Source organism: Cupriavidus sp. 05L310 (genome assembly GCF_056398185.1).
The window spans coordinates 147,443-170,254 of sequence record NZ_JBFTOX010000002.1 but is presented as its reverse complement, the minus strand read 5'-3'; the positions used below and the strand labels follow the sequence as shown (position 1 = coordinate 170,254).

The 22,812-nt window shown below is 66.8% G+C and carries 20 protein-coding genes; 4 read left to right on the top strand and 16 right to left on the bottom strand.

Features of this window, described 5'->3' with window-relative positions; genetic code table 11:
• Positions 1–188 precede the first annotated feature (188 nt).
• The 5 genes from AC1DS6_RS02070 to AC1DS6_RS02050 all read right to left on the bottom strand — a co-directional run bounded on the left by AC1DS6_RS02070 (position 189) and on the right by AC1DS6_RS02050 (position 6,398).
• Positions 189–1,349 carry an acyl-CoA dehydrogenase family protein gene (locus tag AC1DS6_RS02070; RefSeq protein ID WP_441630970.1) on the bottom strand — a complete coding sequence of 387 codons (1,161 nt, stop codon included), beginning with the start codon at positions 1,347–1,349 and terminating at the stop codon, positions 189–191.
• Between the two features lie 194 nt (positions 1,350–1,543).
• Complete coding sequence (locus tag AC1DS6_RS02065) at positions 1,544–2,530, bottom strand: Bug family tripartite tricarboxylate transporter substrate binding protein (RefSeq protein WP_441630949.1); 987 nt, start codon at positions 2,528–2,530, stop codon at positions 1,544–1,546.
• Positions 2,531–2,550: 20 nt separating this feature from the next.
• Complete coding sequence (locus AC1DS6_RS02060; protein WP_441630947.1) at positions 2,551–4,305, bottom strand: long-chain fatty acid--CoA ligase; 1,755 nt, start codon at positions 4,303–4,305, stop codon at positions 2,551–2,553.
• A gap of 45 nt (positions 4,306–4,350) precedes the next feature.
• On the bottom strand, positions 4,351–5,343 hold the full coding sequence (locus AC1DS6_RS02055) for a tripartite tricarboxylate transporter substrate binding protein (RefSeq protein ID WP_477101843.1): 993 nt from the start codon (positions 5,341–5,343) through the stop codon (positions 4,351–4,353).
• A 50-nt stretch (positions 5,344–5,393) separates the two neighbouring features.
• On the bottom strand, positions 5,394–6,398 hold the full coding sequence (locus AC1DS6_RS02050) for a tripartite tricarboxylate transporter substrate binding protein (RefSeq protein ID WP_477101842.1): 1,005 nt from the start codon (positions 6,396–6,398) through the stop codon (positions 5,394–5,396).
• 324 nt (positions 6,399–6,722) lie between these two features.
• On the opposite strand from AC1DS6_RS02050, the gene AC1DS6_RS02045 reads away from it, so the two are divergent.
• On the top strand, positions 6,723–7,886 hold the full coding sequence (locus tag AC1DS6_RS02045) for an AraC family transcriptional regulator (protein ID WP_477101880.1): 1,164 nt from the start codon (positions 6,723–6,725) through the stop codon (positions 7,884–7,886).
• A 190-nt stretch (positions 7,887–8,076) separates the two neighbouring features.
• Here the strand turns inward: AC1DS6_RS02045 and AC1DS6_RS02040 are convergent, their stop codons facing one another.
• The 7 genes from AC1DS6_RS02040 to AC1DS6_RS02010 all read right to left on the bottom strand — a co-directional run bounded on the left by AC1DS6_RS02040 (position 8,077) and on the right by AC1DS6_RS02010 (position 14,048).
• Positions 8,077–8,511, bottom strand: coding sequence for a universal stress protein (locus AC1DS6_RS02040; RefSeq protein ID WP_045235416.1), 435 nt, complete (start codon positions 8,509–8,511; stop codon positions 8,077–8,079).
• Positions 8,512–8,546: 35 nt separating this feature from the next.
• Complete coding sequence (locus AC1DS6_RS02035) at positions 8,547–8,765, bottom strand: HP1242/YdcH family protein (RefSeq protein ID WP_477101879.1); 219 nt, start codon at positions 8,763–8,765, stop codon at positions 8,547–8,549.
• A 133-nt stretch (positions 8,766–8,898) separates the two neighbouring features.
• The gene (locus tag AC1DS6_RS02030) at positions 8,899–10,143 is read right to left on the bottom strand and encodes a CaiB/BaiF CoA transferase family protein (RefSeq protein WP_441630941.1); all 1,245 of its coding nucleotides are present in this window, start codon (positions 10,141–10,143) and stop codon (positions 8,899–8,901) included.
• Positions 10,140–11,003, bottom strand: coding sequence for a MaoC/PaaZ C-terminal domain-containing protein (locus AC1DS6_RS02025; protein ID WP_477101841.1), 864 nt, complete (start codon positions 11,001–11,003; stop codon positions 10,140–10,142). The genes AC1DS6_RS02030 and AC1DS6_RS02025 overlap by 4 nt, the downstream gene beginning before the upstream one ends.
• A gap of 4 nt (positions 11,004–11,007) precedes the next feature.
• Positions 11,008–11,922, bottom strand: a complete 915-nt coding sequence (locus AC1DS6_RS02020; RefSeq protein WP_035863195.1) for an SDR family NAD(P)-dependent oxidoreductase — start codon at positions 11,920–11,922, stop codon at positions 11,008–11,010.
• 82 nt (positions 11,923–12,004) lie between these two features.
• Positions 12,005–12,961, bottom strand: a complete 957-nt coding sequence (locus AC1DS6_RS02015) for a tripartite tricarboxylate transporter substrate binding protein (protein ID WP_441630936.1) — start codon at positions 12,959–12,961, stop codon at positions 12,005–12,007.
• Between the two features lie 100 nt (positions 12,962–13,061).
• Positions 13,062–14,048 carry a Bug family tripartite tricarboxylate transporter substrate binding protein gene (locus AC1DS6_RS02010; RefSeq protein WP_441630934.1) on the bottom strand — a complete coding sequence of 329 codons (987 nt, stop codon included), beginning with the start codon at positions 14,046–14,048 and terminating at the stop codon, positions 13,062–13,064.
• Between the two features lie 192 nt (positions 14,049–14,240).
• Here AC1DS6_RS02010 and AC1DS6_RS02005 point away from each other — a divergent pair, with 192 nt between their 5' ends.
• Positions 14,241–15,143 (top strand): LysR family transcriptional regulator, encoded by a 903-nt coding sequence (locus tag AC1DS6_RS02005; RefSeq protein WP_035863199.1) that lies wholly within the window; start codon positions 14,241–14,243, stop codon positions 15,141–15,143.
• Positions 15,144–15,198: 55 nt separating this feature from the next.
• Here the strand turns inward: AC1DS6_RS02005 and dinD are convergent, their stop codons facing one another.
• From dinD to AC1DS6_RS01985, 4 genes are all read right to left on the bottom strand, one after another.
• The gene (dinD, locus tag AC1DS6_RS02000) at positions 15,199–15,753 is read right to left on the bottom strand and encodes a DNA damage-inducible protein D (protein ID WP_477101878.1); all 555 of its coding nucleotides are present in this window, start codon (positions 15,751–15,753) and stop codon (positions 15,199–15,201) included.
• 204 nt (positions 15,754–15,957) lie between these two features.
• Positions 15,958–17,286: a TldD/PmbA family protein gene (locus tag AC1DS6_RS01995; protein ID WP_477101877.1), complete on the bottom strand. Its 1,329-nt coding sequence runs from the start codon at positions 17,284–17,286 to the stop codon at positions 15,958–15,960.
• Positions 17,286–18,719: a TldD/PmbA family protein gene (locus AC1DS6_RS01990; protein ID WP_441630932.1), complete on the bottom strand. Its 1,434-nt coding sequence runs from the start codon at positions 18,717–18,719 to the stop codon at positions 17,286–17,288. The genes AC1DS6_RS01995 and AC1DS6_RS01990 overlap by 1 nt, the downstream gene beginning before the upstream one ends.
• 193 nt (positions 18,720–18,912) lie before the next feature.
• Complete coding sequence (locus AC1DS6_RS01985; RefSeq protein ID WP_441630960.1) at positions 18,913–19,884, bottom strand: tripartite tricarboxylate transporter substrate-binding protein; 972 nt, start codon at positions 19,882–19,884, stop codon at positions 18,913–18,915.
• A 534-nt stretch (positions 19,885–20,418) separates the two neighbouring features.
• Here AC1DS6_RS01985 and AC1DS6_RS01980 point away from each other — a divergent pair.
• Together AC1DS6_RS01980 and AC1DS6_RS01975 are read left to right on the top strand one after the other, a co-directional pair.
• The gene (locus AC1DS6_RS01980) at positions 20,419–21,588 is read left to right on the top strand and encodes an acyl-CoA dehydrogenase family protein (protein ID WP_447432739.1); all 1,170 of its coding nucleotides are present in this window, start codon (positions 20,419–20,421) and stop codon (positions 21,586–21,588) included.
• A gap of 11 nt (positions 21,589–21,599) precedes the next feature.
• Complete coding sequence (locus tag AC1DS6_RS01975; protein WP_441630928.1) at positions 21,600–22,799, top strand: CaiB/BaiF CoA transferase family protein; 1,200 nt, start codon at positions 21,600–21,602, stop codon at positions 22,797–22,799.
• Positions 22,800–22,812 lie beyond the last annotated feature (13 nt).

Sequence of the window (22,812 nt, the reverse complement as noted above, 5' to 3'; positions counted from 1 at the left end):
GCGACGGGCATTTGAACCATGTCTTGTGACACACATTACACCTTTCCTGTACTCCCTGCACAGTTGGTTTTGTAACGAGAAGCACGCATCGATACCTCCAACCCTCGCTGCGCCGGGCTTTGCGGGCAGCCTACTTCCAACGTCCTACGGCATTGGCATGAGTGGCTGCCCGCATGGCCCCTCGCGCATCAAAGCGTGCGCGCCACCAGCTCCTTCATGATCTCGTTGGAGCCGCCGTAAATCTTGCTGACCCGCGCGTTCGCATACATGCGGGCGATCGGGTATTCGAGCATATAGCCGTACCCGCCATGCAGCTGCAGGCATTCGTCGATGATTTCGCAGTTCTTCTGCGAGCACCACCACTTCGCCATCGCCGCGGTGGGGGCATCGAGTTCGCCGGCGAGCAAACGCACCATGCAATCATCGACGAAGGTTGCGGCGATGGTTGCCTCGGTCTTGCACTCCGCGAGCTTGAAGCGCGTGTTTTGCATATCGATCAGCGGTTTTCCGAACACCTGCCGCTCGCGTACGTAGTCGGTCGTGAGTTCGATGGCGCGCTGCATGCTCGCCACCGCACCGAGCGCGATGATCATGCGCTCCTGCGGCAGTTGCTGCATCAATTGATAGAAACCCTGCCCCTCCACTTCGCCCAGCAGGTTATCCACCGGCACGCAGACATCGTCGAAGAACAGCTCGGCGGTGTCCTGGCCCTTCTGTCCGATTTTTTCAAGGATACGTCCACGCCTGAAGCCGGGCAGGTCCCGGGTCTCGACCATGATGAGAGAGACGCCGCGCGCGCCGGCTTCAGGATCCGTCTTGGCCACCACGCAGATCAGGTCGGCGTGGTAGCCGTTGGTGATAAAGGTTTTTGCACCGTTGATGCGATAGATGTCTCCGTTCTGGGTCTTTTCACGCACCGCTCGGGTGCGTACCGACTTCAGATCGGAGCCCGCGCCGGGCTCCGACATGGCGATGGCGGCCACCATGGCGCCTGACGCCATCTGGGGCAGCCATTTGCGCTTCTGCGCCTCGGTACCGTAGTTGAGCAAGTAATGGGCCACGATGCCACTGTGCACGCCGTTGCCCAGGCTGGTGGCAATGGCACGCGCCATTTCGATACAGATCACCGCCTCGTGCGCAAAGTTCCCACCGCCGCCGCCGTACTCTTCCGGAATGCTGGCGCACAGCAGGCCGACTTCGCCCGCGCGGTTCCAGACTTCGCGGTCGATGTAGCCGCGTTCGGCCCAGCGGGCTTCGTTCGGCACCAGCTCGCGCTCGACGAAGCGGCGCACGGTGTCCTGGAACATGCCCAGCTCTTCATTCATCCAGGGCACCTTGCGGGCTGCCATCGCCATGTTCTTGTCGGTATTTCCCATGATGTCTCCTTGATGGATATTGCGTTGCGCGGCACGAACGAGGGTCCGCGCTGCCTGTTGCCTTCCTTTCTTCAAGCCGGTACGAGCCGTGTTGCGTTGCAGTTCCGCCTGCCCGGTCTCGCGGTCAATCAGCGCATATGTGTTGAAGGCGGCATAAATCCGCTGCCTCAGTCGAGCTGGATGTGCGCGTCGCGCACGATGCGGGCCCACTTGGGGGTATCCGTCGCGACCAACGCCGCCAGCTCTTCGGAAGAGGACCCGACCGGCTGCAGCCCCATCGCCGAGAGCTTCTGCGAGACTTCGGGCAGGCGCACAATGCGGCCGATCTCGGTCGAGAGCCGATTGACCACGTCGCGCGGCGTATTGGCCGGCAGGAACACCGAGAACCAGCCGCTTGGCTCAAACCCGGCGAAACCGGCCTCCGCGAAGGTCGGCACGGCCGCCAGCGATTTGTAGCGCTGGGTGCCGGTGATGGCGAGAATCCTGAACTTCCCGCTATTCAGATGGCTGTTGGCGGAGGTCACGTCGACGAAGGCCGAATCCACCTGCCCGCCAAGCACGTCGCTCATCAGCGGCGCGGCGCCCTTGTATGGAATGTGCGTCAGCTCCAGCCCCGCCTGCATCTTCAACAGCTCGCCGTGCAGGTGCGAGGAAGTGCCGTTGCCGTAGGAGCCGTAGCTGAGCTTGCCGGATTTGGCCAGGGCGACGAACTCGGCCAATGTATTGGCCGGCACCCGGTTGGGCACCACGAACAGGTCGGAGGACCTGGCAATCAGCGAGACCGGCGCGAAATCGCGCGTCACGTCATAGGGAATGCGCTTGTACAGGCTGGGCGACTGGATCATGGCGGTAATGCCGAGCAGCACCGTGTAGCCGTCTGGTGGCGCCTTGGCCACGATGTCGTTGCCGAGCATGCCGCTGGCGCCGGGCTTGTTGTCGACCACGACCGGCTGGCCCCAGGCCTCGGTCAGGCGCTGGCCGATCATGCGCGCGATAGTGTCGGTGCCACCGCCGGCGGGATAAGGCACCACCATGCGAATGGGCCGTGCCGGATAGTTGCCCTGCGCCAGTGCCGGCCATTGCCATCCGGCCAGCAGCACGCCGCTGCCCAGTGCTGCCGCCTGGCCCAGCCAGTTGCGTCTCGTTGCTTTCATGCTGTCTCCTCTTGTAGCGTTCAGGCCGCGCGTCCGGCGGCTTCCGGTTGCGGCGGCGGGTCCTGATCTTGTCCCTGCTCCTGCTCCTGCTCCTGCAGCGCCCGCCACTGGATCTTGCCGGTGGCGGACTTGGGCAGGGCATCGACGAAAGTGACGATGCGCGGCACCTTGTAGGCGGCCAGGCGCTCGCGGCACCACGCCATGATCTGCTCGGCGCTGGCCTCGGGCGTGCCGCGCGCTCCCGGCTTGAGCGCCACCACCGCCTTCACGGTCTCGCCCCGGCGCGCATCGCGCGCGGCGATCACGCAGGCTTCGTGGATGGCTGGATGCCCGTAGAGCAGGTTCTCCACCTCGGCCGGCCAGACCTTGAAGCCGGACGCATTGATCATGCGCTTGAGCCGGTCGCGCATGAAGAAGTAGCCTTCGGCATCCATGAAACCCAGGTCACCGGTGCGCAGGAAGCGCTTGCCATCGATCTCGACGAACGATTCGGCATCGGCCTGCGGGTTGCGCCAGTAGCCGCGCATCACCTGCGCGCCGTGGGTCACGATCTCGCCCAGTTCGCCCTGCGGCAACTCGGCCAGCGTGTGTGGGTCGATCACGCGCGCGTCCACGCCGAAGGTGGCGATGCCCAGGCATTCGCGCTTGGGCCGGTGGCGCGGGTTGGACAGCAGGAAGGCGGCGGTTTCGGTCAGGCCGTAAGCCTCCACGTAGGGCAGCCCGAAGCGCTCCTGCAGCATGGTCGCCACGGCGTCGGGCATGGCGGCGCCGCCGCCGCCCAGGTAGGCGAGGCTGGAAAGATCGCGCTCGGCGATGCCGGGCTGCGCGAAGAAGTCCACCAGCATGGCGGGTGGGGCGCCCCACGTGGAAACCTGGTAGCGCTCGATCAGGTCTGCTGCCAGCGCGCGATCCCAGCGCGGCAGCAGCACAATGGTGGCGCCCAGGTAAAGCGGTGCATGGATGCCGTTCTGCATCCCGAGCAGGTGGAACATCGGCGCGACCGACAGTGACACGCCTTCCGGGCTGGCGCCACGCCACAACTGCGAGCCCACCGCAGCGCTCATCAGCGATCCGTGCGTATGCATGCAGCCCTTCGGGTTGCCGGTGGTGCCGGATGTATAGGCCAGCATGCACAGGGTGTCGTAGCCAGCCTGGTGCTCGCGCGGGACATGGCCCGCGGCGTCGGCCTGCGTCCACTGCGCCAGCGTGGCGTTTTCCGGCACGGATGCGGGCAGCGGGGCGCGCTCGTAAAGCCAGGCGGGTATGCCGTCGGTGCCGCAGGCGCTGTCGAGCATGTCGCCGTACTGGTGCACGATCACATGCGGCAGCCTGGCGCCATGCAGCGGCGCGATGCGCGGATACAGCTCGGCCGCGACGAAGGCCGCCACCGCGCCGCTGTCCTCCACCACATGCTCCAGTTCGCCGGTCAGCCACATCGGGTTGGCAGGCACCACCACGGCCTCGGCGCGCAGGATGGCGTAGTACGCCACGATGAACTGGGGGCAGTTCTGGCTGAACAGCACCACCCGGTCGCCCGGCGCCACGCCAACTTGCTGCAGGTAGCCGGCCATGCGTTCGATCTGCGTGTGCAGGCTGGCGTAGGTGATGGGGGTATGGAGGTACTGGATCGCGGTCTTGCCGGGATAGCGCCGGGCGGCGACCTCGACGTTATAAACCAGGCTGGTGCGTGGAACGCGCACCTCGGCCGGCATGCCGGGCGGCCAGAAGGGAGAGCGGTAGGCCGGGGAGGGAGAAGCGCAAGCAACTTGATTCATGGCGAACACAAAGTAAGGAAATCGCCGGCCGCCGCCGGCTCGGCTCTAGTCAAGGCGGATATTCCGGGTGCGGATCACCTTGCCCCAGCGCGCGTAGTCGCTGCGCATGGTGTCGCCGAAGGCGTCCGGCGTGCTGCCCATGAGCACCACGCCCATCTCGCTCATGCGGCCGCGCACGGCGGGCATCGCCAGCACGCGGTTGACGTCGGCGGAGAACTTCTCCACCACCGGGCGCGGCGCGGCGGCCGGCAGCAACAGCCCGAACCAGCCCATCGCATCCATGCCCGCGATGCCGCACTCGCGGAAGGTCGGCACGTCTGGCAATTGCGGTGCGCGCGCCGGCCCGGTCACCGCGAGCGCGCGCAGCCGTCCGGTGGCGGTGTGCGGGCGGGCGCCCATGACGGAGATGATGGCGGCAGGCACCTGGCCGCCAAGCAGGTCGTTCAGCTCGGGCGCCTCGCCTTTGTAGGACACATGGGTCATGTCGAGCCCGGCGGCGTCGTTGAAGACTTCCCCGAAGAGATGGCCGCTGGAGCCGGTGCCGAAGGAGCCGTAGTTGAATTGCTTCGGCCTGGACTTCACCAGCGCGATGAACTCGGCCAGCGTGGTGGCGGGCACCGAGTTGTGCACCGCGAATACCAGGCTGGTGGTGCCAAGGTTGGACACCGGCGCAAAATCGCGCACCGGGTCGAAAGGCGCCTTGGCGTACAGGCTCGGCGCCTGGACCAGGGTGGTGATGGTCAGCAGCGCGGTATGGCCGTCGGCATCGGCCTTGGCCACCGCGTCGGCACCAATCATGCCGCTGGCGCCGGGGCGGCTTTCCACCACGATGGGACGCTGCCACATCTTGCCGAGCGGCTCGGCAATGGCGCGCGCCAGCACATCGGTGGCACCGCCCGCCGGATAGGGCACGACCAGCCGCACCGGCTTGGCCGGGAAGCTATCTGCGCGGGCCGGGCGCAAGCCTAGCCCGAGGCCACCGGCGGCGAGGGCGCCGGCTCCGATCTGCTGCAATGCCTTGCGGCGCGTGTGCTGCATCGCTGCTCCTGTCAGGTCGGTTCCAGAGGGGACCGGAGAATGCCGCCGGCTCAGTCGAGCCGGATATTGAGTTTGCGGATCACGCCGGCCCAGTAAGCCTGGTCGGCACGCGCCACCTCGGTGAACTCCTGCGGCCGCGACCCTTTCACGATCAAGCCGAGGTCGGTCATGCGCTGCTGGATATCGGGGCTGGCCAGGATGGCGTTCACATCCGCCGAAACCTTGTCCACGATGGGCCGGGGCGTGCCGGCCGGGGCGAACAGGCCGAACCAGCCGGGGCCGTCGAGGCCGCGGTAGCCCAGTTCCTGGAAGGTCGGCACATCCGGCAGCAGGGGCGCGCGGGTGTTCCCCACCACCGCCAGCGCGCGCAGTTTGCCGGTCCGCAAGTGCGGCTTGATTCCCATCACGGAAATCGTGCCCAGCGACACCTGGCCACCCAGCAGATCGTTGAGCAGCGGCGCCTCGCCTTTGTATGGCACATGGACCATGTCCAGGCCGGCGGTGCCGGTGAACACCTCCATATAGAGATGGGCACCGCTGCCGGTGCCGTAGGTGCCATAGGAATAAGCCTTGGGACGGCTCTTCGCCAACTGCACCATCTCGGCAAGGTTGCCTGGCATGGACGAGTTGGCAGCCACCACGAGGTGCGTGGTCGCCAGTTCCGACACGGCGGTCAGGTCGCGTACGGGGTCGAAGGGCGGCTTGGCGTACTGGCTGGGCAATTGCACCACGCTGGTCAGCGTCAGCAACAGCGTGTAGCCGTCGGGAGCGGCCTTGACCACCGCGTCGGCGCCGATCATGCCGCTGGCGCCGGGGCGGTTCTCCACCACCACCGTGCGTTGCCACTGCTGGCCGAGCGGAGCGGCAATGGCGCGCGCGAGCACATCGGTGGCGCCACCGGCCGGATACGGCACGACCAGACGCACGGGCCGGGCCGGATAGCCGGACGTCCCGGTGCCTTGCGCGAGCGCGCTGGCCAGCCCGGCGAAGCCGCCACCCGCGGCCAGCGAGGCCGCGCCAAACCGCAACAGGGTCCTGCGACGTTCTGACTGCATCCTGCCTCCCATCGTTGAAGCGCCCGCCACGCCCCAATGGCCTGGTGCCGGCAAGAGATGAGATTGCGCGATGCTGCACTGCGTGGACAATGACCATTCGGCCCAAAATGATTGGCCGAATCGCTCAGGAAAAAGCCTGCCTTTGGTAAATCCGGATTGTGCAGGTGCGCCGCATCGGGCTAACTGGCGAGCATGGCCGGCAGAGAACCGGCACCGAACCGGTACATGACGGGCAACGATCCGTCCGTGCGCCTGGCGCGCTGCGGTGCAGCGAAGGCGCGGATGGCCGGACTGACCGGGGCGTCCAACGAGGACAAGGAGACCATGCATATCGCCGTACTCAGAGCGCCCGCGCCTTCATCGATGCCGGCGCCGCTCGGCTCCCGCCCGGCCGGCGCGATGGCCGCGCGACTGCCGCGCGTGCACGAGGCGCCGCGCGCCGGCCAGCCGCCCGCACGCCATACCATCGCGGTCCTGCAAGTGCACCAGATCATTCAGGGGGCAAGGCGCCTGGGCTGCGACATCGACGCCTTGCTGCGCCGCGCGGCCATCTCGCCGGCCTTGCTGCAATCGCCCAGCGCGCGCGTGACCCAGGGCCAGTTTGCCGCGCTGATGCGATCCATGCGCCGCGTCATGCGCGACGAATTCTGGGGATTGCTCAGCCGACCGGTGGCGCCGGGCGTGTTCGCGCAGGCCTGCCAGGCACTGATCCATTGCGCCACGCTGGAAGACGCCCTGCACGCCGGCCTGCACCAGTACCGCCTGCACCTGGACGATTTCGTCCCGCGGTTGCAGCAGCGCGGCGGCGTCGCCACCCTGCTGCTGCTGCCGCGCGCGCCCGCCACGCCCTGCCGGCACTACGCGGAATCCACGTTTGCCTTCCAGGCCTACGGCGTGGCCAACTGGCTGGCGGCGCAGCGCATCCCGCTCGCCGGCGTGGACATGGCCGCGTCAGCCACGGGCCAGACTGGCGGACAGTCCCGCCTGACGGACACCGAACGGGTCTTCAACACGCGGGTCCGCTACGGCCAGCCGTACACCGCACTGCACTTCGATGCCGGCTGGCTGCGCCTGCCGGTAGTACAGGACGCGGGCAGCCTGCGAGAGTTCCTCCATGACACGCCGCGCAACCTGCTGACCCGCTACCGCGACGACTCCTGCCTGGCCGAGCGTATCCGCCGCCACCTGCGCTGCCACCTGGACGGCGAGTTGCCCTCGCTGGAGCAGATGGCCGAGACACTGCGCCTGACGCCGCAAACGCTGCGCCGCCGCCTGCGCGACGAAGGCCGCGGCTACCAGAGCATCAAGGACAGCCTGCGCCGCGATGCCGCCATTGCCTTCCTGGAACACACGGACTTGCCGCTGCTGCAGGTGGCGCTGCGCGTAGGATTCTCCGAGCCCAGCACCTTCCACCGGGCATTCAAGAAATGGACCGGCGTGGCGCCGGGGGAATACCGGCAGCGGCAGATGATGGAATGCGCGGCCTGAGCCGCCGGGAGATGGCCTTATGGCGGAGCGCCCGATGGTCCGCGCAGGGGGATAGCGTGAACGAGGGGGAGGTGGTGGCGGTGGTGGGGGGAGTAGCGGCGCCAGGTTGCACAAGGGCGGTCCGCTGGCATTGACCTTCCGATACGCTGCGTCTCACCCGCAAGCGGGCGAGACGCAAGCCCGTGCGCCCTCAGCGGAACACCACCACCGGGATATCGCTATGTGTCAGCACTTTCTGGGTCTCGCTGCCGAGCAGCAGGCCGCTGATGCCGCGCCGTCCATGCGAGGCCATGAAGATAACGTCGCAACCCAGCTCCGTCGCCGTGGCGATGATGCCCCGATAGGGCGCGGCCGCAATGGAGGTGGCACCTGTACACGGTACGCCCGCCTGCGCCGCGGCGGCTTCGATCTTCGCCAGTTCCTCGCGCGCTGCCGCCTCGATGCGATGCTCGAAAACCGATCTCTTCTCATGGCCCGCGTCGCTGGACTGCAGGAAGGGATATTCCTCCAGGCAAATGTAGGGCGTCAGTTTGGCGCCGGTCGTCCGTGCAAACTCGATGGCCGCCGGGGTTGCCTTTTGCGAGAGTTCCGACCCGTCAACGGGAAGCAGGATGTGTTTGAACATGTGATGGCCTTTGGTTGGCGGAGATGGAATTGGCGTCAGGAAGCCGAAGCTTTGCGCAGTATGACGTAGAGCTTGTCCTTCAAGTGTAGCTTCTCCTTCTTGAGGACTTCGATGGCGACGCCGTCGGCGGGCACCACGCCCGCCTCCATGTTCTTGATCTCCTGGTCCAGCTCGTTGTGGCGGGAAAACAGCCGCGCGAAGTGGGCGTCTTGTGTTTTGAGGATGGATATCTGGTCGCGGAATTCCGGGAACATGGGCCTCACCTTGGGTGGGAGTTGGAAGGCTTGCAATTCAGGAACATTCTGCCGGGAACCGGGCACGCCCGGCTTGATATGGATCATGTCCGGTGGACAAGCAACCGGCGGCAACGCCGGCCCGCGCTGCCCCTCAAACCACGCCTTTCCCCCGCAACGCCTTGATCCTCTCGGCCGACATCCCGAGAATCTCGCCTAGCACCGCCTCGGTATGCTCTCCCAGCCGCGGCGGCGCCGAGTCGTACCGCACCGGGGTAGCCGACAGCCGTAGCGGGCTCTTCACCGTGGGGCACACACCGCCGTCGCTGCGCAGCATATCCACCTGCAGTTCGCGATACCGGACCTGCGGATCTTCAAGCACCTGCGCATAGTCGTTGATCGGCCCGCAAGGAATCCCCTCGCGCTCCAGTGCTTCCACCCATTGCGCGGTAGTGCCCGTGCGCATATGGGCCTCCAGCAGCGGCACCAGCATGTCGCGATTGACGATGCGGCCCGTACCGGTGGTGAAGCGTTCGTCCTGGGCCAGGTCCGGGCGCCGCACACCGCGGCAATATCCCTGCCACTGCCCGTCGTTGCCGGCCGCCACGATCATGTACCCGTCGGCAGTGGCAAACACGTGATACGGCACCATGTTGGCGTGCGCGTTGCCGAAGCGCTGCGGCGTCTTGCCGGTGATCTTCTGCGCAAGGATGGGCGTGGCGCCGACCGCGACCACCGCATCGAGCAGCGCCATGTCGATACGCTGGCCTTCGCCGGTACGCTCCGCATGGCGCAGTGCGGCCAGCACGGCCACGGTGGCATACATGCCGGTGAGCATATCCACCACCGCCACGCCAACCTTCTGCGGGCCGCCGCCGGGCAGGTCGTCGCGTTCGCCGGTAATGCTCATCAGCCCGCCGATGCCCTGGAAGATGAAGTCGTAGCCCGGCTTGTGCGCGCTCGGGCCTTCCTGCCCGTAGCCGGTGATGGAGCAATAGACCAGCGACGGGTTGATGGCCTTGAGGCTGTCGTAGTCGAGCCCGTAGCGCTTCAGGTCGCCGACCTTGTAGTTCTCCAGCACGATCTGCGATTTCGCCGCCAGCTCGCGCACGATGGCCTGCCCTTCGGCGCTGGCGATATCGAGCGTGACCGAGCGCTTGCCGCGGTTGGCGCCGGCGTAATAGCTCGCATCGCGCGAGGGTTTTCCCTCCCCATCCGGCAGCCAGGGCGGGCCCCAGGAACGGGTGTCGTCGCCCACGCCGGGGCGCTCCACCTTGATCACCTCGGCGCCGAGATCCGCCAGGTTCTGCGCGCACCACGGGCCGGCCAGGATGCGGGAGAGGTCCAGCACGCGCACGCCGTCAAGCGCGCTCTTCATTGTTGTTGTCGTTGTCGTCATGCACGGAACTCCGCTACGCCGTTGCTGAGCACGGTGACGTCGCGCGCGGGCACCCGAGCGTCGAACAGCACGCGGCCGGCGCCTTCGCGCCACATGCGCACTTCGAGGGTTTCGCCGGGGAATACCGGCCGGGAGAAGCGCACGTTGAGTTCGAGCAGGCGGTCGCCATCGCCATCGGCAAGGGTATCGACCAGCGCACGGGCGGCAACGCCATAGGTGCACAGCCCATGCAGGATGGGCTTGTCGAAGCCGGCGGCGCGCGCCACTTCGGGATCGGCGTGCAGCGGGTTGGGATCGGCATTGAGGCGGTAGAGCAGCGCGGCTTGCGGCAGGATCGCCAGGCTGCGCTGCGTGTCTGGTGCGCGTGCCGGCGCCGCAGGAAGCGCCTCGGGCGCGGTATCGCCCTGGCCGAAGCCACCATCGGCGCGGCAGAACGTGGTGTGGTTCACGGTAGCCAGTTCGGCACCGGTGGCGTCGTCCACCAGCGTGCGTTCCACGATCACCAGCGCGCCCTTGTCGGCGCCCTTGTCGATCACATGCGTCACCCGTGCGCGGGCGCGCACGGTACCGGCCGCCGGCAGCGGACGATGCAGGCGCAGGCGCTGTTCGCCGTGCACGATGCGGACCCAGTCGATGCCGCTCTTCGGGTCCTGCATCCAGAAGCCAGGGTAGGCCAGCACCACGGCCTGCGTGGGAAACGCCTTGAGCCGCGCCTCGTAGACGTAGCGCAACTGGCGCGGATCGGTGGGTTGTTCGCCCAGGCCAAGGCCCAGCGCGTAGAGGATGGAATCCTTCTCGCCGTAGGTCTGCCTGACCTCCGGAAAGTCCCAGTTCTTGATGCGTTCGTAGTCGAGCGGCATGGCGTCAGATCGGGTCCCAGTTGATCACGTCGGGCGAGCGTTCGAGCTTGAAAAAGCTGTTGCGCATGGCGGGGATGGCGATCTCGGCGATGGATTCCGGGGTCCAGCCTTCGCTCATATGCACCGAGCGCACCGGACGCGGCTGGCTCATCAGCATGATCTCGTTGGCGCGCACGGCAAAGATCTGCGCATTGACTTCATGCGCGGCATCGCTGGCGAGAAAGGCGGCCATCGGCGCGACCTTGTTGGCTTCCATCTTTTGCAGCTTGAGCACGCGGGCTTTCTCTTCCGGGGTCTCGGAAGGAATCGAGCTGGTCATGCGGCTCCACGCAAACGGCGCGATGCAGTTCGAGCGCACGTTGAAGCGGGCCATATCCAGCGCGATCGACTTGGACAGCGCGGCAATGCCAAGCTTGGCGGCCGAATAATTGGCCTGGCCCAGGTTGCCGATCAGGCCGGAGGTGGAGGTCATGTGCACGTAGGCGCCACTTTCCTGGTCCTTGAAGTGGTTGGCGGCGGCGCGGCTGACAAAGAAAGTGCCGTTGAGGTGGACGTCGATCACCGAGCGCCATTCCTCTTCGTTCATCTTGAAGAACATGCGGTCGCGCAGGTTGCCGGCGTTGTTGACCACGGCGTCGATGCGGCCGAAGTTGTCGATCGCGCATTGCACGATGGCGTTGGCGCCCTGCCAGCTCGACACGCTGTCGGTATTGGCCACCGCGATGCCGCCGGCGGCAACGATCTCGTCGACCACGCGCTGCGCGGGTCCGGCATCGCCGCCTTCGCCGGTGAGCGATACGCCGATGTCGTTGACCACCACCTTGGCGCCCGCCTTGGCCAGTTCCAGCGCGACGCCGCGCCCGATGCCACCGCCCGCGCCGGTCACCAGCGCTACCTTGCCTGCCATCATTCCACTCATGCTTTGACTCCTGTCTACAGATTTGTACGGATTTGCTCGGCGGCCTGGCGCTCGCCAGGCCGGGTATTCAGTAGCTCACGTTTCACTCCAGCCGCGCGCCGGACTCCTTCACCACCTTGCTCCAGCGCGCGATCTCGGCATCGATATGCGCGCCCAGCGCGGCCGGCGTGGAGCCCACCGGCTCGTAGCCGTTGGCCGCCAGGTTGGCGCGCAGTTCGGGCTGGGCCAGCACCGCCGCGATCTCCTGGCTGAGCCGGTCGATAATCGCTGGCGGCGTGCCGGCCGGCGCCAGCACTGCGTACCAGCCGTTGATGTCGAAGCCCGGCACGCCGGCCTCCGCCAGCGTGGGCACCTCGGGCGCCAGCGTGGCGCGCCTGGCGCTGGTCACGGCCAGCGCTTTCAGGCGCCCGCTGCGGATATGCGGCATCGAGGTGGAGATGCTGTCGAAAGTCAGCTGCACCTCGCCCGCCAGCATGGCGTTGACCACCTGGGCGCTGCCCTTGTACGGCACATGGGTCATCTTGACGCCGGCCAGGCTGTCGAACAGTTCGCCGGCCAGGTGGCCGGTGTTGCCGTTGCCGGCGGAAGCAAAGGTGAGCTGTCCCGGCGCCGCCCTGGCCGCGGCGATCAGCTCCGGTACCGTCCTGGCTTTCAAGGAGGGGCTGCCGGCCAGGATCAGCGGCAGGTTGGCCACCAGCGACACCGGCGCGAAATCCTTGCGCGTGTCGTACGGCAGCTTGGGATAGAGGCTGGCGTTGATGGCATGCGCGGCCAGCACCAGGATCAGCGTATTGCCATCCGGCCTGGCGCGCGCGAGTTGCTGGCTGGCGATGGTGCCGCCGGCGCCCGGCCGGTAGTCGAGCACCACCGGCTGCCCGAGGCGCTCCTGCAGCTTGGCCGCCACCGGGCGCGCCAGCAGGTCGGCGCTGCCGCCCGGCGGATAGGGGATCAGCAGCTGGATCGGCTTGCTGGGCCAGGTGTCGGCGAGGGCAGCCGCGCTGGCGCCCAGCAGGGCCGCCGCGAAGGGGGCGATCAGCATGCCCCGGAGCCATGACCTGCGGTGGCGCGCTTTCGATGTTTCCATCATGCCTTGTCCCCTTGTTGTGTCGTGATCATGCGCGCCGTTCCGCGGCACGCCTTCATTGCTGCGGAATGCCCGTATCCTTGACCACCTTGGCCCAGCGCACCCGCTCCGCGTCGATAAACTTGCCGAAATGCTCGGGTGTGTCGCCGCCCGGCACACCGCCCAGTTCGGCCAGGCGGGTCTTGACTTCGGGCTCGGCCAGGATGCCGGCCACCATCTTCTGCAAGCGCGTGACAACTGCCGGCGGCGTGCCGGCCGGCGCCACCAGCCCGAACCATGCGGTCACCTGGAAATCGTCCAGCCCGGCCTCCTTCATGGTCGGCACGTCGGGCAACTCGGCCACGCGGGTGGCGCTGGTTACGGCCAGCGCGCGCAGCTTGCCGGACTGGATATGCGGCAGGGAGCTGGGCAGGTTGTCCACCATCATGGTCACCTGGCCGGCGATCAGGTCGGCCACGGCCGGAGCGGCACCCTTGTACGGCACATGGATGATGTCGATGCCGGTGCGTTTCTTGAACAGCTCGCCGGACAGATGCACCGACTGGCCGGTGCCCGAAGAGGCGAACGACAACTTGCCCGGCTGGGACTTCGCCAGCGCCACCAGCTCGGCCACGTTGCGGGCGGGCACCTTGGCGTTGACCACCAGCACATTGGGCACCGATACCACCATGGTGACCGGCGTGAAGTCCTCGGCACGGTAGGGAAGTTGCTTGTACAGGCCGTAGTTGATGGCATTGGGGCCGATATTGCCCATCATCAGGGTGTAGCCGTCCGGCGCGGCCTGGCGCAGCGCCTGCACGCCGACGATGCCGGCGGCGCCGGCCCGGTTCTCCACCACCACGGGCTGGCCCAGGATCTCGCCCAGCCGCTTGCCGACGAGGCGCGAGGCGATATCGGTGGTGCCGCCCGCCGCCGCGGGCACGATCAGGCGCACGGGCTTGTCGGGATACTCGGCGGCGGCAACGCCGGCGCTCATGAATGCCAGGCCCAGCATGGCGGCCAGGGCCGCCCGCCTGCGTGCGCTGTAGCGCCGAACTGTCATTTGTCGTCCTCCTGGGCGGCTTGCGGCGGCGCGGGAATTCCGCCCCGCTCGTACGGGCCTATCCGGTATTCGCCCGCGCAATACGGACGAAGCGGCCTTTCTGGTTCTATTGCCACCGCGAATACGATAAATTGATGGCGGGGACATTGCTATTCACGATTCACAATAGAGGCCTTTGGCCCAGCGAAACACATGCATTACGACCTGACCGACCTGCGCCTCTTCCTCAACGTCGGCGAAACCGAAAACCTGACCCGCGCCGCCGAGCGCAGCTTCCTTTCCCTGCCCGCCGCCAGCACCCGCATCAAGCAGCTGGAAGAAGCCTTTCAGACCCAGTTGCTGATCCGCCAGGTCAAGGGCGTGCGGCTGACGCCCGCCGGCGACGCGTTGCTGCGCCATGCGCGGGAAGTGTTCCGCGAACTGGAATGCCTGCACTCGGACCTGCGCCCCTACGCCAAGGGCGTCAAGGGCCGCGTGCGCCTGCTGGCCAACACCACCGCCACCAACTCCTTCCTCGCCACCGCGCTGTCGCGCTTCCTGGCCGAGAACCCGGACGTGGACATCGAACTGGAAGAGCAGCTTTCCCAGGCCATCGTCTCGTCCATCAGCGCCGGTGCGGCGGACCTTGGCATCGTCGCCGGCGAGGTAGCCACCAATGACCTCGAAGTCATGCAGCTATGCAGCGACGAGCTGATCGTGATCGCGCCGGTCAACCACCCGCTGCCGCAATTCACCAGCCTGCATTTCGCCGACCTGCTGGATACCTGCCGCTTTGTCGGCCTCAACCAGTTCAGCGCGATCCAGTCTTTCCTGGACCGGATCGCCAGCGGCATGGGCAAGCGCATCAGCCTGCGGATCCAGTTGGGCAGCTTCGACGCGGTGTGCCGGATGGTGGAAGCGGGCGCTGGGATCGCCATCGTGCCCAACAGCTGCGCGCGACGCTATGCAAGCCGCAAGGTGCTGCGGTTTATCCCGCTGGAAGATGAATGGGCGAAGCGCGACCTGCGCCTGGTGCGGCGGCCGGGAAGGGAACTGCCGCAGTTTGCGGAGACGCTGATCCAGTATTTGACGGAGGCGGCGCGGGAGCCGGTTTGACAAAGGAGCGGCCAGCCTGGGACGGTCCCGTCATATCGGGCATCGATACCTCAGATCATTCTTTGACCTTCTTCTTCCTGTCGCGCTCTAGCTGCTTGATGCTTTCCTTGGGTGTCGGCAGGGCTTCCGGCATGGTGCCACCCAACTCGGCAATGGTCTGGCGCACTTTCTTGCCAACCTCGAAATGCGTCTGCTTGGCCTGTTGCTTGCCACGCACCAGGTCTCGCCGCAGCTTGTCTTCAGTCTGCGTGGCGCGGAATAGATTCGCCGCAAGTTCGGTGCTACCCATGTGGTCGAGAATCTTCTGGCTCTTCTTCAAGCCCTTGATGGCGTGAATGTCCTTGGCCCCTTTGCCACCGTACAGCCCCTTGTAGCCATGATCCTGAAAGATCGCGTAGTCCAGGGGCGTCTCGACACCCGCGCCCCTGGCCGCCGCCGCCAAGTGCTTGTTGTGAGCGGCTAGCTCGTTACGGATCGCCAGCCGCTTCTCATCTTCAGTCAGCCGCGCGAAGGCCTCGTCGTCGCGAAGTTCCTGGCGACGGGTCTGCAAGGCAAAATAGGTCTGGCCATTCGCGATGACCGGCTTGCCGGGGTCACCGTTCTGGACGATCAGGTAGCAGGCATAGCGCGAGAGGCGGATGTCGGCGATCTGTCGCCTGGCCCCGAGCCGATCCCGACCATTTCGAGGACATCCTCGAAATGGTTCGCCACCGGCTGGCCGCTGTTGCGGCAGGCCTCTGTGTCAGCGACTTACCAGGCCATGGTGAATCGGCCCTTCTAACGCTGAGCAGCCAGCACGCCGGCTCCCACTCGCTCAGAGCGTCAACGTTAGTTTTCCAGTCAGCGCGCCAGGGAGCAGGGCGGAGTCGGTTTGCCGCTCACCATACGTACTGCTCGACACCCGCAACTGCCGCTCGCTCGTCAGCGCCTCCAGATGCTCGCCCAGGAAGCTGTAGATGCTGTCGTCGAACCGCATCGTGCCCAGCGGCGCCTGGATGCGGCCATCCTCCACCCAGAACGTCGCGAAGCGTGTCATGCCGGTCATGCGGCCCGCCGGCGCATCGGACCAGTTCAGGTACCAGAGATTGCCGATATAAAGACCCGTGCCCAGGGCCGCCAGCACGTCGGCCTGGGCCAGTTCGCCAGCGTCCATCGCAAGGGATAGCGGCGTTTCGCGGGCACTGGCGCAATTGGCAGCCAGATCGTACTCGCGCGCGCTGCGCGGATAGACCAGCCGGCCGGCAGGTTGTCCCGCGCGTACCAGCGTGACATCGCTGCGCGGAATGCCTTCTGGCCCGAAGGCGGGCGCCAGCATGCCACTCGCCCGCTCGTCCAGATCCAGCAGCCGGCTAAGTTGGGCGCCGCCGTCGTACAGGCGTTGCAGCGGACTTTCCTTCTGCGCCAGCGCGCGGGCCGAGAAGCCGCCCCAGGAGAGCATGCCCACCACCTCCTCGAGCGCGGCGGGGGCCAGATAAGCGCGGTAGTCGCCCGGCGACAGGACGCGCCGCGGCTGGCCCAGGTGTTCCAGTTGCCGGCGCGCATCCGCAAAGCGGCTGGCAAACTCCGCCGCGTCCCAGCGCGCGCCCGCGTAGTCGGCCTTTACCGCCTGACCGTTGGCATGGAACAGGCTCCAGTCGAAATGGAAGCCCTGCGCGGCATGCCAGCCGAAGGCGCCGAAGCTGTTGGCAAAGCCCCTGTACAGCGGGCCGGCGGCATAGATGCCCACCAGGTCGAGCCCATGCGCGGCTGCCTCGATCTGCGCCAGTACCTCCGAACTGTCTGGCGGCGCTGCCGCATTGGCCAGCACGCGCTGCCACGGGTCGCGCTCCAGCAGCAGGTAGGGGTCGGGCTGCAACTGGGCAATTGCCTCGCGCAGTTGCAGCAGCCCATCGGCAAGGCGCTGGCGATCGGTCGCCGGCTCGCCGGACAGCGCGATGCCGATGTCGGCATGACGGCCATCGCGAACCAGCTTGAGGCTCGCCGTGGCTTGCCGCACCTGCCCGGCCTGGCGCACCCGCGCCCGGTTGAAGCGAATGAACTCGGACGCCTCGGCGCTGTACCACAGGGTGAAGGCTTCACCCTCGCCCAGCGCGGCGCGCACATCTTCGGCAAGCGCCGCGAACAACGATTCCGCATCCGCCATCACGCGGCCCCTCCAAAGACTTCCACTTGCCGGAACACGCAGGCCGGCGATGCATGACCGACGCGCACCACCTGGTTGGGCTCGCCCTTGCCGCAGTAAGGCGTGCCATGCACCTCGAAGGTACTGGCGTCGCCCACGGCGGCCAGGCTGCGCCAGAAGTTGGCGGAAACGCCACGATAGTTCGGGTTCTTGACCACGCCCTTGAGCTCGCCGTCTTCGATCAGGCGCCCCCATTCGCAGCCGAACTGGAACTTGTTGCGCGCATCGTCGATGGACCATGAGCGGTTGGACGACATCAGGATGCCGCGCTCGATGCCGCCGACCAGTTGCGCCATGGTGCGGTCGCCCGGCTCCAGGTTGAGGTTGGCCATGCGGTCGATGGGCGGCCGGTTCCAGTTGCAGGCCCGGCTGTTGGCCACGCCCGGCAACCCGCTGCGCCACTGCGACAGCGCGCCGCCGAGCGGACGCAGCAGCAAGCCATCGCGGATCAGGAATTCCTTTTGCGCGGGCTGGCCCTCGTCGTCGTGGCCGTAGCTGGCCAGTTCCTCGGGGATGCCGGGGTCGAAGCTGATATTGAGCAGGGGCGAGCCATATTGATAACGGCCGAAGTCCTCCAGCCCGATAAAGCTGGCGCCGGCATAGTTGCGCTCGTCCCCGAGGATGCGGTCCAGTTCCAGCGGATGGCCGATGGATTCGTGGATCTGCAGCATCATCTGGTCCGGCATCAGCAACAGGTCGGTGGCGCCGCTGGGGGCGTTGGGTGCCAGCAGCAACTGCAGCGCCTCGTCCGCTACACGAGATGCGGCGCCGGCAAAGCCGAGACGCGCCATGACCTCGGCGCCGCCCTGCTGGCCGCTGCCGAAGCCGCCGAAGCTGCGGGTCTGGCTGTCGCCGCCGTCGAAAGCGGTCACGCTGATGCCGGGATAGACAAAGCGCAGCGCCTGCCATTGCTCGGCGCCCGCGCTATTGAGGTAAAGCTGCTCGTGGCGCTGGTGATCGAGATAAACGATCCAGTTCACCAGGCGCGAATCGGCGGGCACGGTAGCGGAGACCTCCGCCAGCAGCGCGAAGCGCTCGGCGAGACCGGGGAATTGGCCGTGCAGGCCGGGGGATTCGTAGCGGGCGTGGCCTGTCGGCGGTTCCAGTCCGCGCAGGTCGACCAGGCCGTGCGCGGCGATTCGCCGGGCGAGCGCTTCGGCGCTGTCGAGCGCGCCCTGCAGCCCGGCCAGGCTGAGATCGCTGGTGGCGGCGTAGGCTTCCACGCCATCCAGGCGCACGCTGAGCATGGCGCCCATGTCCTGCGTCAAGGAGGGCGGTTCGGCGATCCCGCGCCGCAGCATGCAATGCTCGCCGGTCTGCCTGACAAGGCGCAGCGAGTGAAACCCGGCGCGGGTGGTCAGCGCGGCGAAGTTCTGTCTGGCGCGTTCGAACAAAGAGGGCTCCGGGAACGGTTGCGGGCGAGCCAGTACTGGCCTGATCTGCTTCCAGACCGCAGCAAACGCTGACTCAGGGATCGGGAAATATTACTACCTTTGCACCGATCCGCCCCCCCCGCCTGCACTCGGCAACCCCATCACGATGCACGCGCCCAGCGCGATGGTCGGTCGCGCACACCGCCTCGTCTTATCAATCCGCCTTCACCCCCGCCGCCTTGATAATCGGCGACCATTTCTCGATCTCCGACTTCAGCCACGTACGCAGCCCTTCCGGCGTTTGCTTATCCTCCGGCACGATCTCGGCCCCCAGATCGGCGAGCCGCGCGGCCACCGCCGGGTCCTTCAACGCGGTGCGCAGCGCCCCGTTGAGCCGGTCGATGACCGCCGGCGGCGTGCCGCGCGGCGCGTAGATGCCGTGCCAGACCTTGACCTCGAAGCCCTTGATCCCGCTTTCCGCCAGCGTTGCGGTGTCAGGCAATGCCTTGATGCGCGAGGTGGTGGTGACGCCGTAGAGCCTGACCTTGTCGGCCTTGATTTGCGGCAGCGTCTGGGTGGTCTGGTCGCACAGGATATCGACCTGGCTGCCCAGCAGGGCCGTCATCGCTGGCGCGGTGCCCTGGTAGGGAATCGCGGTGAGCTCAACCCCGATGGCTTTCTGGAACAGCATGCCGCAAAGCTGCGAGACGGCGCCAAGCCCGGCATTGGCCAGGTTGACCTTGCCCTGGTTCTGGCGGATGTACGTGATCAGTTCCGGCAGCGTCCTGGCCGGCAGGTCATGACGGCCAAGCAGGGTCATGGGCACGTCGGCCACCTGGCCGACGAAGCTGAAATCCGTCAACGGCTTGTAGGAGAGCTTGCTGTACAGCGCCGGCGCGGTGGCCATGCCATTGTGGTGGATCAGGATGGTGTAGCCGTCCGGCGCGGCCTTGGCCACGTAGGCGGCGGACACGGTGCCGCCCGCGCCAAGGCGGTTCTCCACCACCACGCTCTGGCCCAGGGTCTTCGACATGGCCGCGGCCATGGTGCGCGCCACCACGTCGGTGGGGCCGCCCGCCGCAAAGGGCACCACCATGGTAATTGGCTTGGCGGGATAGGCATCGGTGGCGCGCGCCGGGGAAGGCAGCGTGAGCGTGACCGCCGCGCCCAGCGCGGCCAGCGCCATCCAGCGCCAGGGCGCCACTTTTGCGCGGGTCCGCACTGCATTCCCGCCACCAGCCTGCCACGCTTGACCCTGTTTCTTGCTACCTGCCATGGTTTTTGTCTCCTTGGACTAAGTTGGCCGGCTGATGCCGGCTCGCGCTCGCCTGCGTCGGCCCGTGGGCGGGCACGCGCGGCGTTGTGTTTGCAGGCAAGCGTGGCGACAAAGCGATGCGCATGCAATACGGATTTGCCTAAGGGTGGGCAAGGCAGGCCGGAAGGCGCCGGCGCCGTGGCGCCGCCGGGCAAGCGTGGGTGCCAGAAAGCGCACACAGCGGCTTATCCCCGCGCCCTCCTGTCGCTGTCCTGCCCCTTTATGACCCCCTGGCCATCCGCTTCCGGGGGCGCTAAGCCGCTCTTTCGCAAATCCGAATTACCGCGCGGCAGGCCCTCGGGAATAATGGCCGCAAGCTGAATCCAGTATCGTCCGTCGTCCGTCGCGTCCGTCGCGTCCGTCATTCCGCTGACTTCCATCATTTCCACAACGGGGCCCCATTTCATGTTCGCAGAACAATCGCACGACCAGCCGTATCCCGACATCCGCGAGGCCGTGCGCGCACTGTGCGCCGGCTTCGACTCCGCCTACTGGCAACGCGTGGAGGAGCAGAACGCATTCCCGGAAGAATTCGTCATCGCGCTGACCAAGGCCGGCTGGCTGTCGGCGCTGATCCCCGAGGAATTCGGCGGCTCGGGCCTGCCGCTGACCGCGGCGTCCGTCATCATGGAAGAAATCAACCGCAACGGCGGCAATTCCGGCGCCTGCCACGGCCAGATGTATGTGATGGGTTGCCTGCTGCGCCACGGCTCAGAGGCGCAGAAGCAGCGCTGGCTGCCCGGCATCGCTTCGGGCGAGCTGCGCATGCAGTCGATGGCGGTGACCGAGCCCACCACCGGCACCGACACCACCAAGCTCAAGACCACCGCTGTCAAGAAGGGCGACCGCTACGTCATCAACGGCCAGAAGGTGTGGATCTCGCGGGTGCAGCATTCGGACCTGATGCTGCTGCTGGCGCGCACCACGCCGCTGGACCAGGTCAAGCGCAAGTCGGAAGGGCTGTCGGTATTCGTGGTGGACCTGCGTGAAGCCATCGGCAAGGGCCTGACCGTGCGGCCCATCCGCAATATGGTCAACCACGAGACCAACGAACTGTTCTTCGACAACCTGGAGATCCCCGCCGAGAACCTGATCGGCGAGGAAGGCAAGGGGCTCAAGTACATCCTTGACGGCCTGAACGCCGAGCGCATCCTGATCGCTTCCGAATGCGTGGGCGACGGCTACTGGTTTATCGAGCGCGCCAGCGGCTATGCGCGCGAGCGCATCGTGTTCGACCGCCCCATCGGCCAGAACCAGGGCATCCAGTTCCCCATCGCGCGTGCCTATGTCAACGTGGAGGCCGCCAGCCTGATGCGCTACAAGGCCGCCGCGCTGTTCGACGCCGGCAAGGCCTGCGGCAAGGAGGCCAATATCTCCAAGCTGCTGGCGGCCGATGCCTCGTGGGAAGCGGCCAACGTCTGCCTGCAGACGCATGGCGGCTTCGGCTTTGCCGCCGAATACGATATCGAGCGCAAGTTCCGCGAGACGCGCCTGTACCAGGTGGCGCCGATCTCCACCAACCTGATCCTGTCGTATGTGGCCGAGCACGTGCTCGACCTGCCGCGTTCGTTCTGAGGCCCACGCATATGCTCGCTTCGCACCAGGGCATCCGCCCGCTGGACGGCATTCGCGTCGTCTCCCTCGAACATGCCGTGGCCGCGCCCTTTGCCACGCGCCAGCTGGCCGATCTCGGCGCGCGCGTGGTCAAGGTGGAGCGCCCCGGCGTGGGTGATTTCGCGCGCGGCTACGACGAGACCGTCAATGGCCAGGCTTCGCACTTCGTCTGGCTCAACCGCGGCAAGGAGAGCCTGACGCTCGACCTCAAGCAGGACGAGGCGCAATCCGTGCTGCACCGCCTGCTGGCCGATGCCGACGTGCTGGTGCAGAACCTGGCTCCCGGCGCGGCAGCGCGCATGGGACTGGATTTCGATACGCTGCACCCGCGCTACGGCAAGCTGATCGTCTGCGATATCTCGGGCTACGGCGATGCCGGGCCCTATCGCGACAAGAAGGCGTACGACCTGCTGATCCAGGCCGCCGCCGGGCTGATCGGCATCACGGGCAGCGCGGACGAACCATCGCGCGCGGGCATTTCGATTGCCGACATCGCGGCCGGCATGTACGCCTACAGCGGCATCCTCTCCGCGCTGCTGCAGCGCGGGCGCACGGGCCAGGGCCTGCGCGTGGAAGTAACCATGCTGGAGGCGCTGACCGAGTGGATGAACTACGCGCTGTACTTCGGCCACTACGGCGGCAACGCTCCGGCGCGCTTCGGCGCCTCGCATCCGGCCATCGCGCCTTACGGCGTGCACCGCACCGGCGACGGCGGCAGCGTGATCTTCGGGCTGCAGAACGAGCGCGAATGGCAGGCCTTCTGCAACAAGGTGCTGGCGCAGCCCGAATTGCTAAAGGACGAGCGTTTCTCCTCCAACTCGGGGCGCGTGAAGAATCGCGGCGAACTGACCGCGCTGATCGAGGCACGCTTCGCGCCAATGACGGTGACGCAGGTGGAAGCGCTGCTCGACGAAGCGCAGATCGCCAACGCGCCGATGAACGACATCGAGGCCGTGTGGAACCACCCGCAACTGGCGGCACGCGGGCGCTGGCGCGAAGTGGCCAGCCCCGGCGGCCCCATCGGCGCGCTGCTGCCGCCGGCCAACCTGTCGGGTGTGGAACCGGTGATGGGCGACGTGCCGGCGCTCGGCGCGCATAGCGCGGTCATCCTGGCGGAGCTGGGCTACGGCGCGGACGAAATCGCCAGGATGGCGGACAGCAAGACGATTTGAGCCTCGGAACCAG

Excerpts from the sequence above, each read along its gene's own strand:
- AC1DS6_RS02070 (WP_441630970.1), bottom strand. The coding sequence starts at position 1,349 with ATGGCAGCCCGCAAGGTGCCCTGGATGAATGAAGAGCTGGGCATGTTC.
- AC1DS6_RS02015 (WP_441630936.1), bottom strand. The coding sequence starts at position 12,961 with ATGCTGATCGCCCCCTTCGCGGCGGCCCTGCTGGGCGCCAGCGCGGCT.
- AC1DS6_RS02020 (WP_035863195.1), bottom strand. The coding sequence starts at position 11,922 with ATGAGTGGAATGATGGCAGGCAAGGTAGCGCTGGTGACCGGCGCGGGC.
- AC1DS6_RS02030 (WP_441630941.1), bottom strand. The coding sequence starts at position 10,143 with ATGACGACAACGACAACAACAATGAAGAGCGCGCTTGACGGCGTGCGC.
- AC1DS6_RS02055 (WP_477101843.1), bottom strand. The coding sequence starts at position 5,343 with ATGCAGCACACGCGCCGCAAGGCATTGCAGCAGATCGGAGCCGGCGCC.
- AC1DS6_RS01975 (WP_441630928.1), top strand. The coding sequence starts at position 21,600 with ATGCTCGCTTCGCACCAGGGCATCCGCCCGCTGGACGGCATTCGCGTC.
- AC1DS6_RS02050 (WP_477101842.1), bottom strand. The coding sequence starts at position 6,398 with ATGCAGTCAGAACGTCGCAGGACCCTGTTGCGGTTTGGCGCGGCCTCG.
- AC1DS6_RS01995 (WP_477101877.1), bottom strand. The coding sequence starts at position 17,286 with ATGGCGGATGCGGAATCGTTGTTCGCGGCGCTTGCCGAAGATGTGCGC.
- AC1DS6_RS02035 (WP_477101879.1), bottom strand. The coding sequence starts at position 8,765 with ATGTTCCCGGAATTCCGCGACCAGATATCCATCCTCAAAACACAAGAC.
- AC1DS6_RS01980 (WP_447432739.1), top strand. The coding sequence starts at position 20,419 with ATGTTCGCAGAACAATCGCACGACCAGCCGTATCCCGACATCCGCGAG.
- AC1DS6_RS02040 (WP_045235416.1), bottom strand. The coding sequence starts at position 8,511 with ATGTTCAAACACATCCTGCTTCCCGTTGACGGGTCGGAACTCTCGCAA.
- AC1DS6_RS02065 (WP_441630949.1), bottom strand. The coding sequence starts at position 2,530 with ATGAAAGCAACGAGACGCAACTGGCTGGGCCAGGCGGCAGCACTGGGC.
- AC1DS6_RS02005 (WP_035863199.1), top strand. The coding sequence starts at position 14,241 with ATGCATTACGACCTGACCGACCTGCGCCTCTTCCTCAACGTCGGCGAA.
- AC1DS6_RS02045 (WP_477101880.1), top strand. The coding sequence starts at position 6,723 with ATGCATATCGCCGTACTCAGAGCGCCCGCGCCTTCATCGATGCCGGCG.
- AC1DS6_RS01985 (WP_441630960.1), bottom strand. The coding sequence starts at position 19,884 with ATGGCGCTGGCCGCGCTGGGCGCGGCGGTCACGCTCACGCTGCCTTCC.
- AC1DS6_RS02060 (WP_441630947.1), bottom strand. The coding sequence starts at position 4,305 with ATGAATCAAGTTGCTTGCGCTTCTCCCTCCCCGGCCTACCGCTCTCCC.
- AC1DS6_RS02010 (WP_441630934.1), bottom strand. The coding sequence starts at position 14,048 with ATGACAGTTCGGCGCTACAGCGCACGCAGGCGGGCGGCCCTGGCCGCC.
- AC1DS6_RS02025 (WP_477101841.1), bottom strand. The coding sequence starts at position 11,003 with ATGCCGCTCGACTACGAACGCATCAAGAACTGGGACTTTCCGGAGGTC.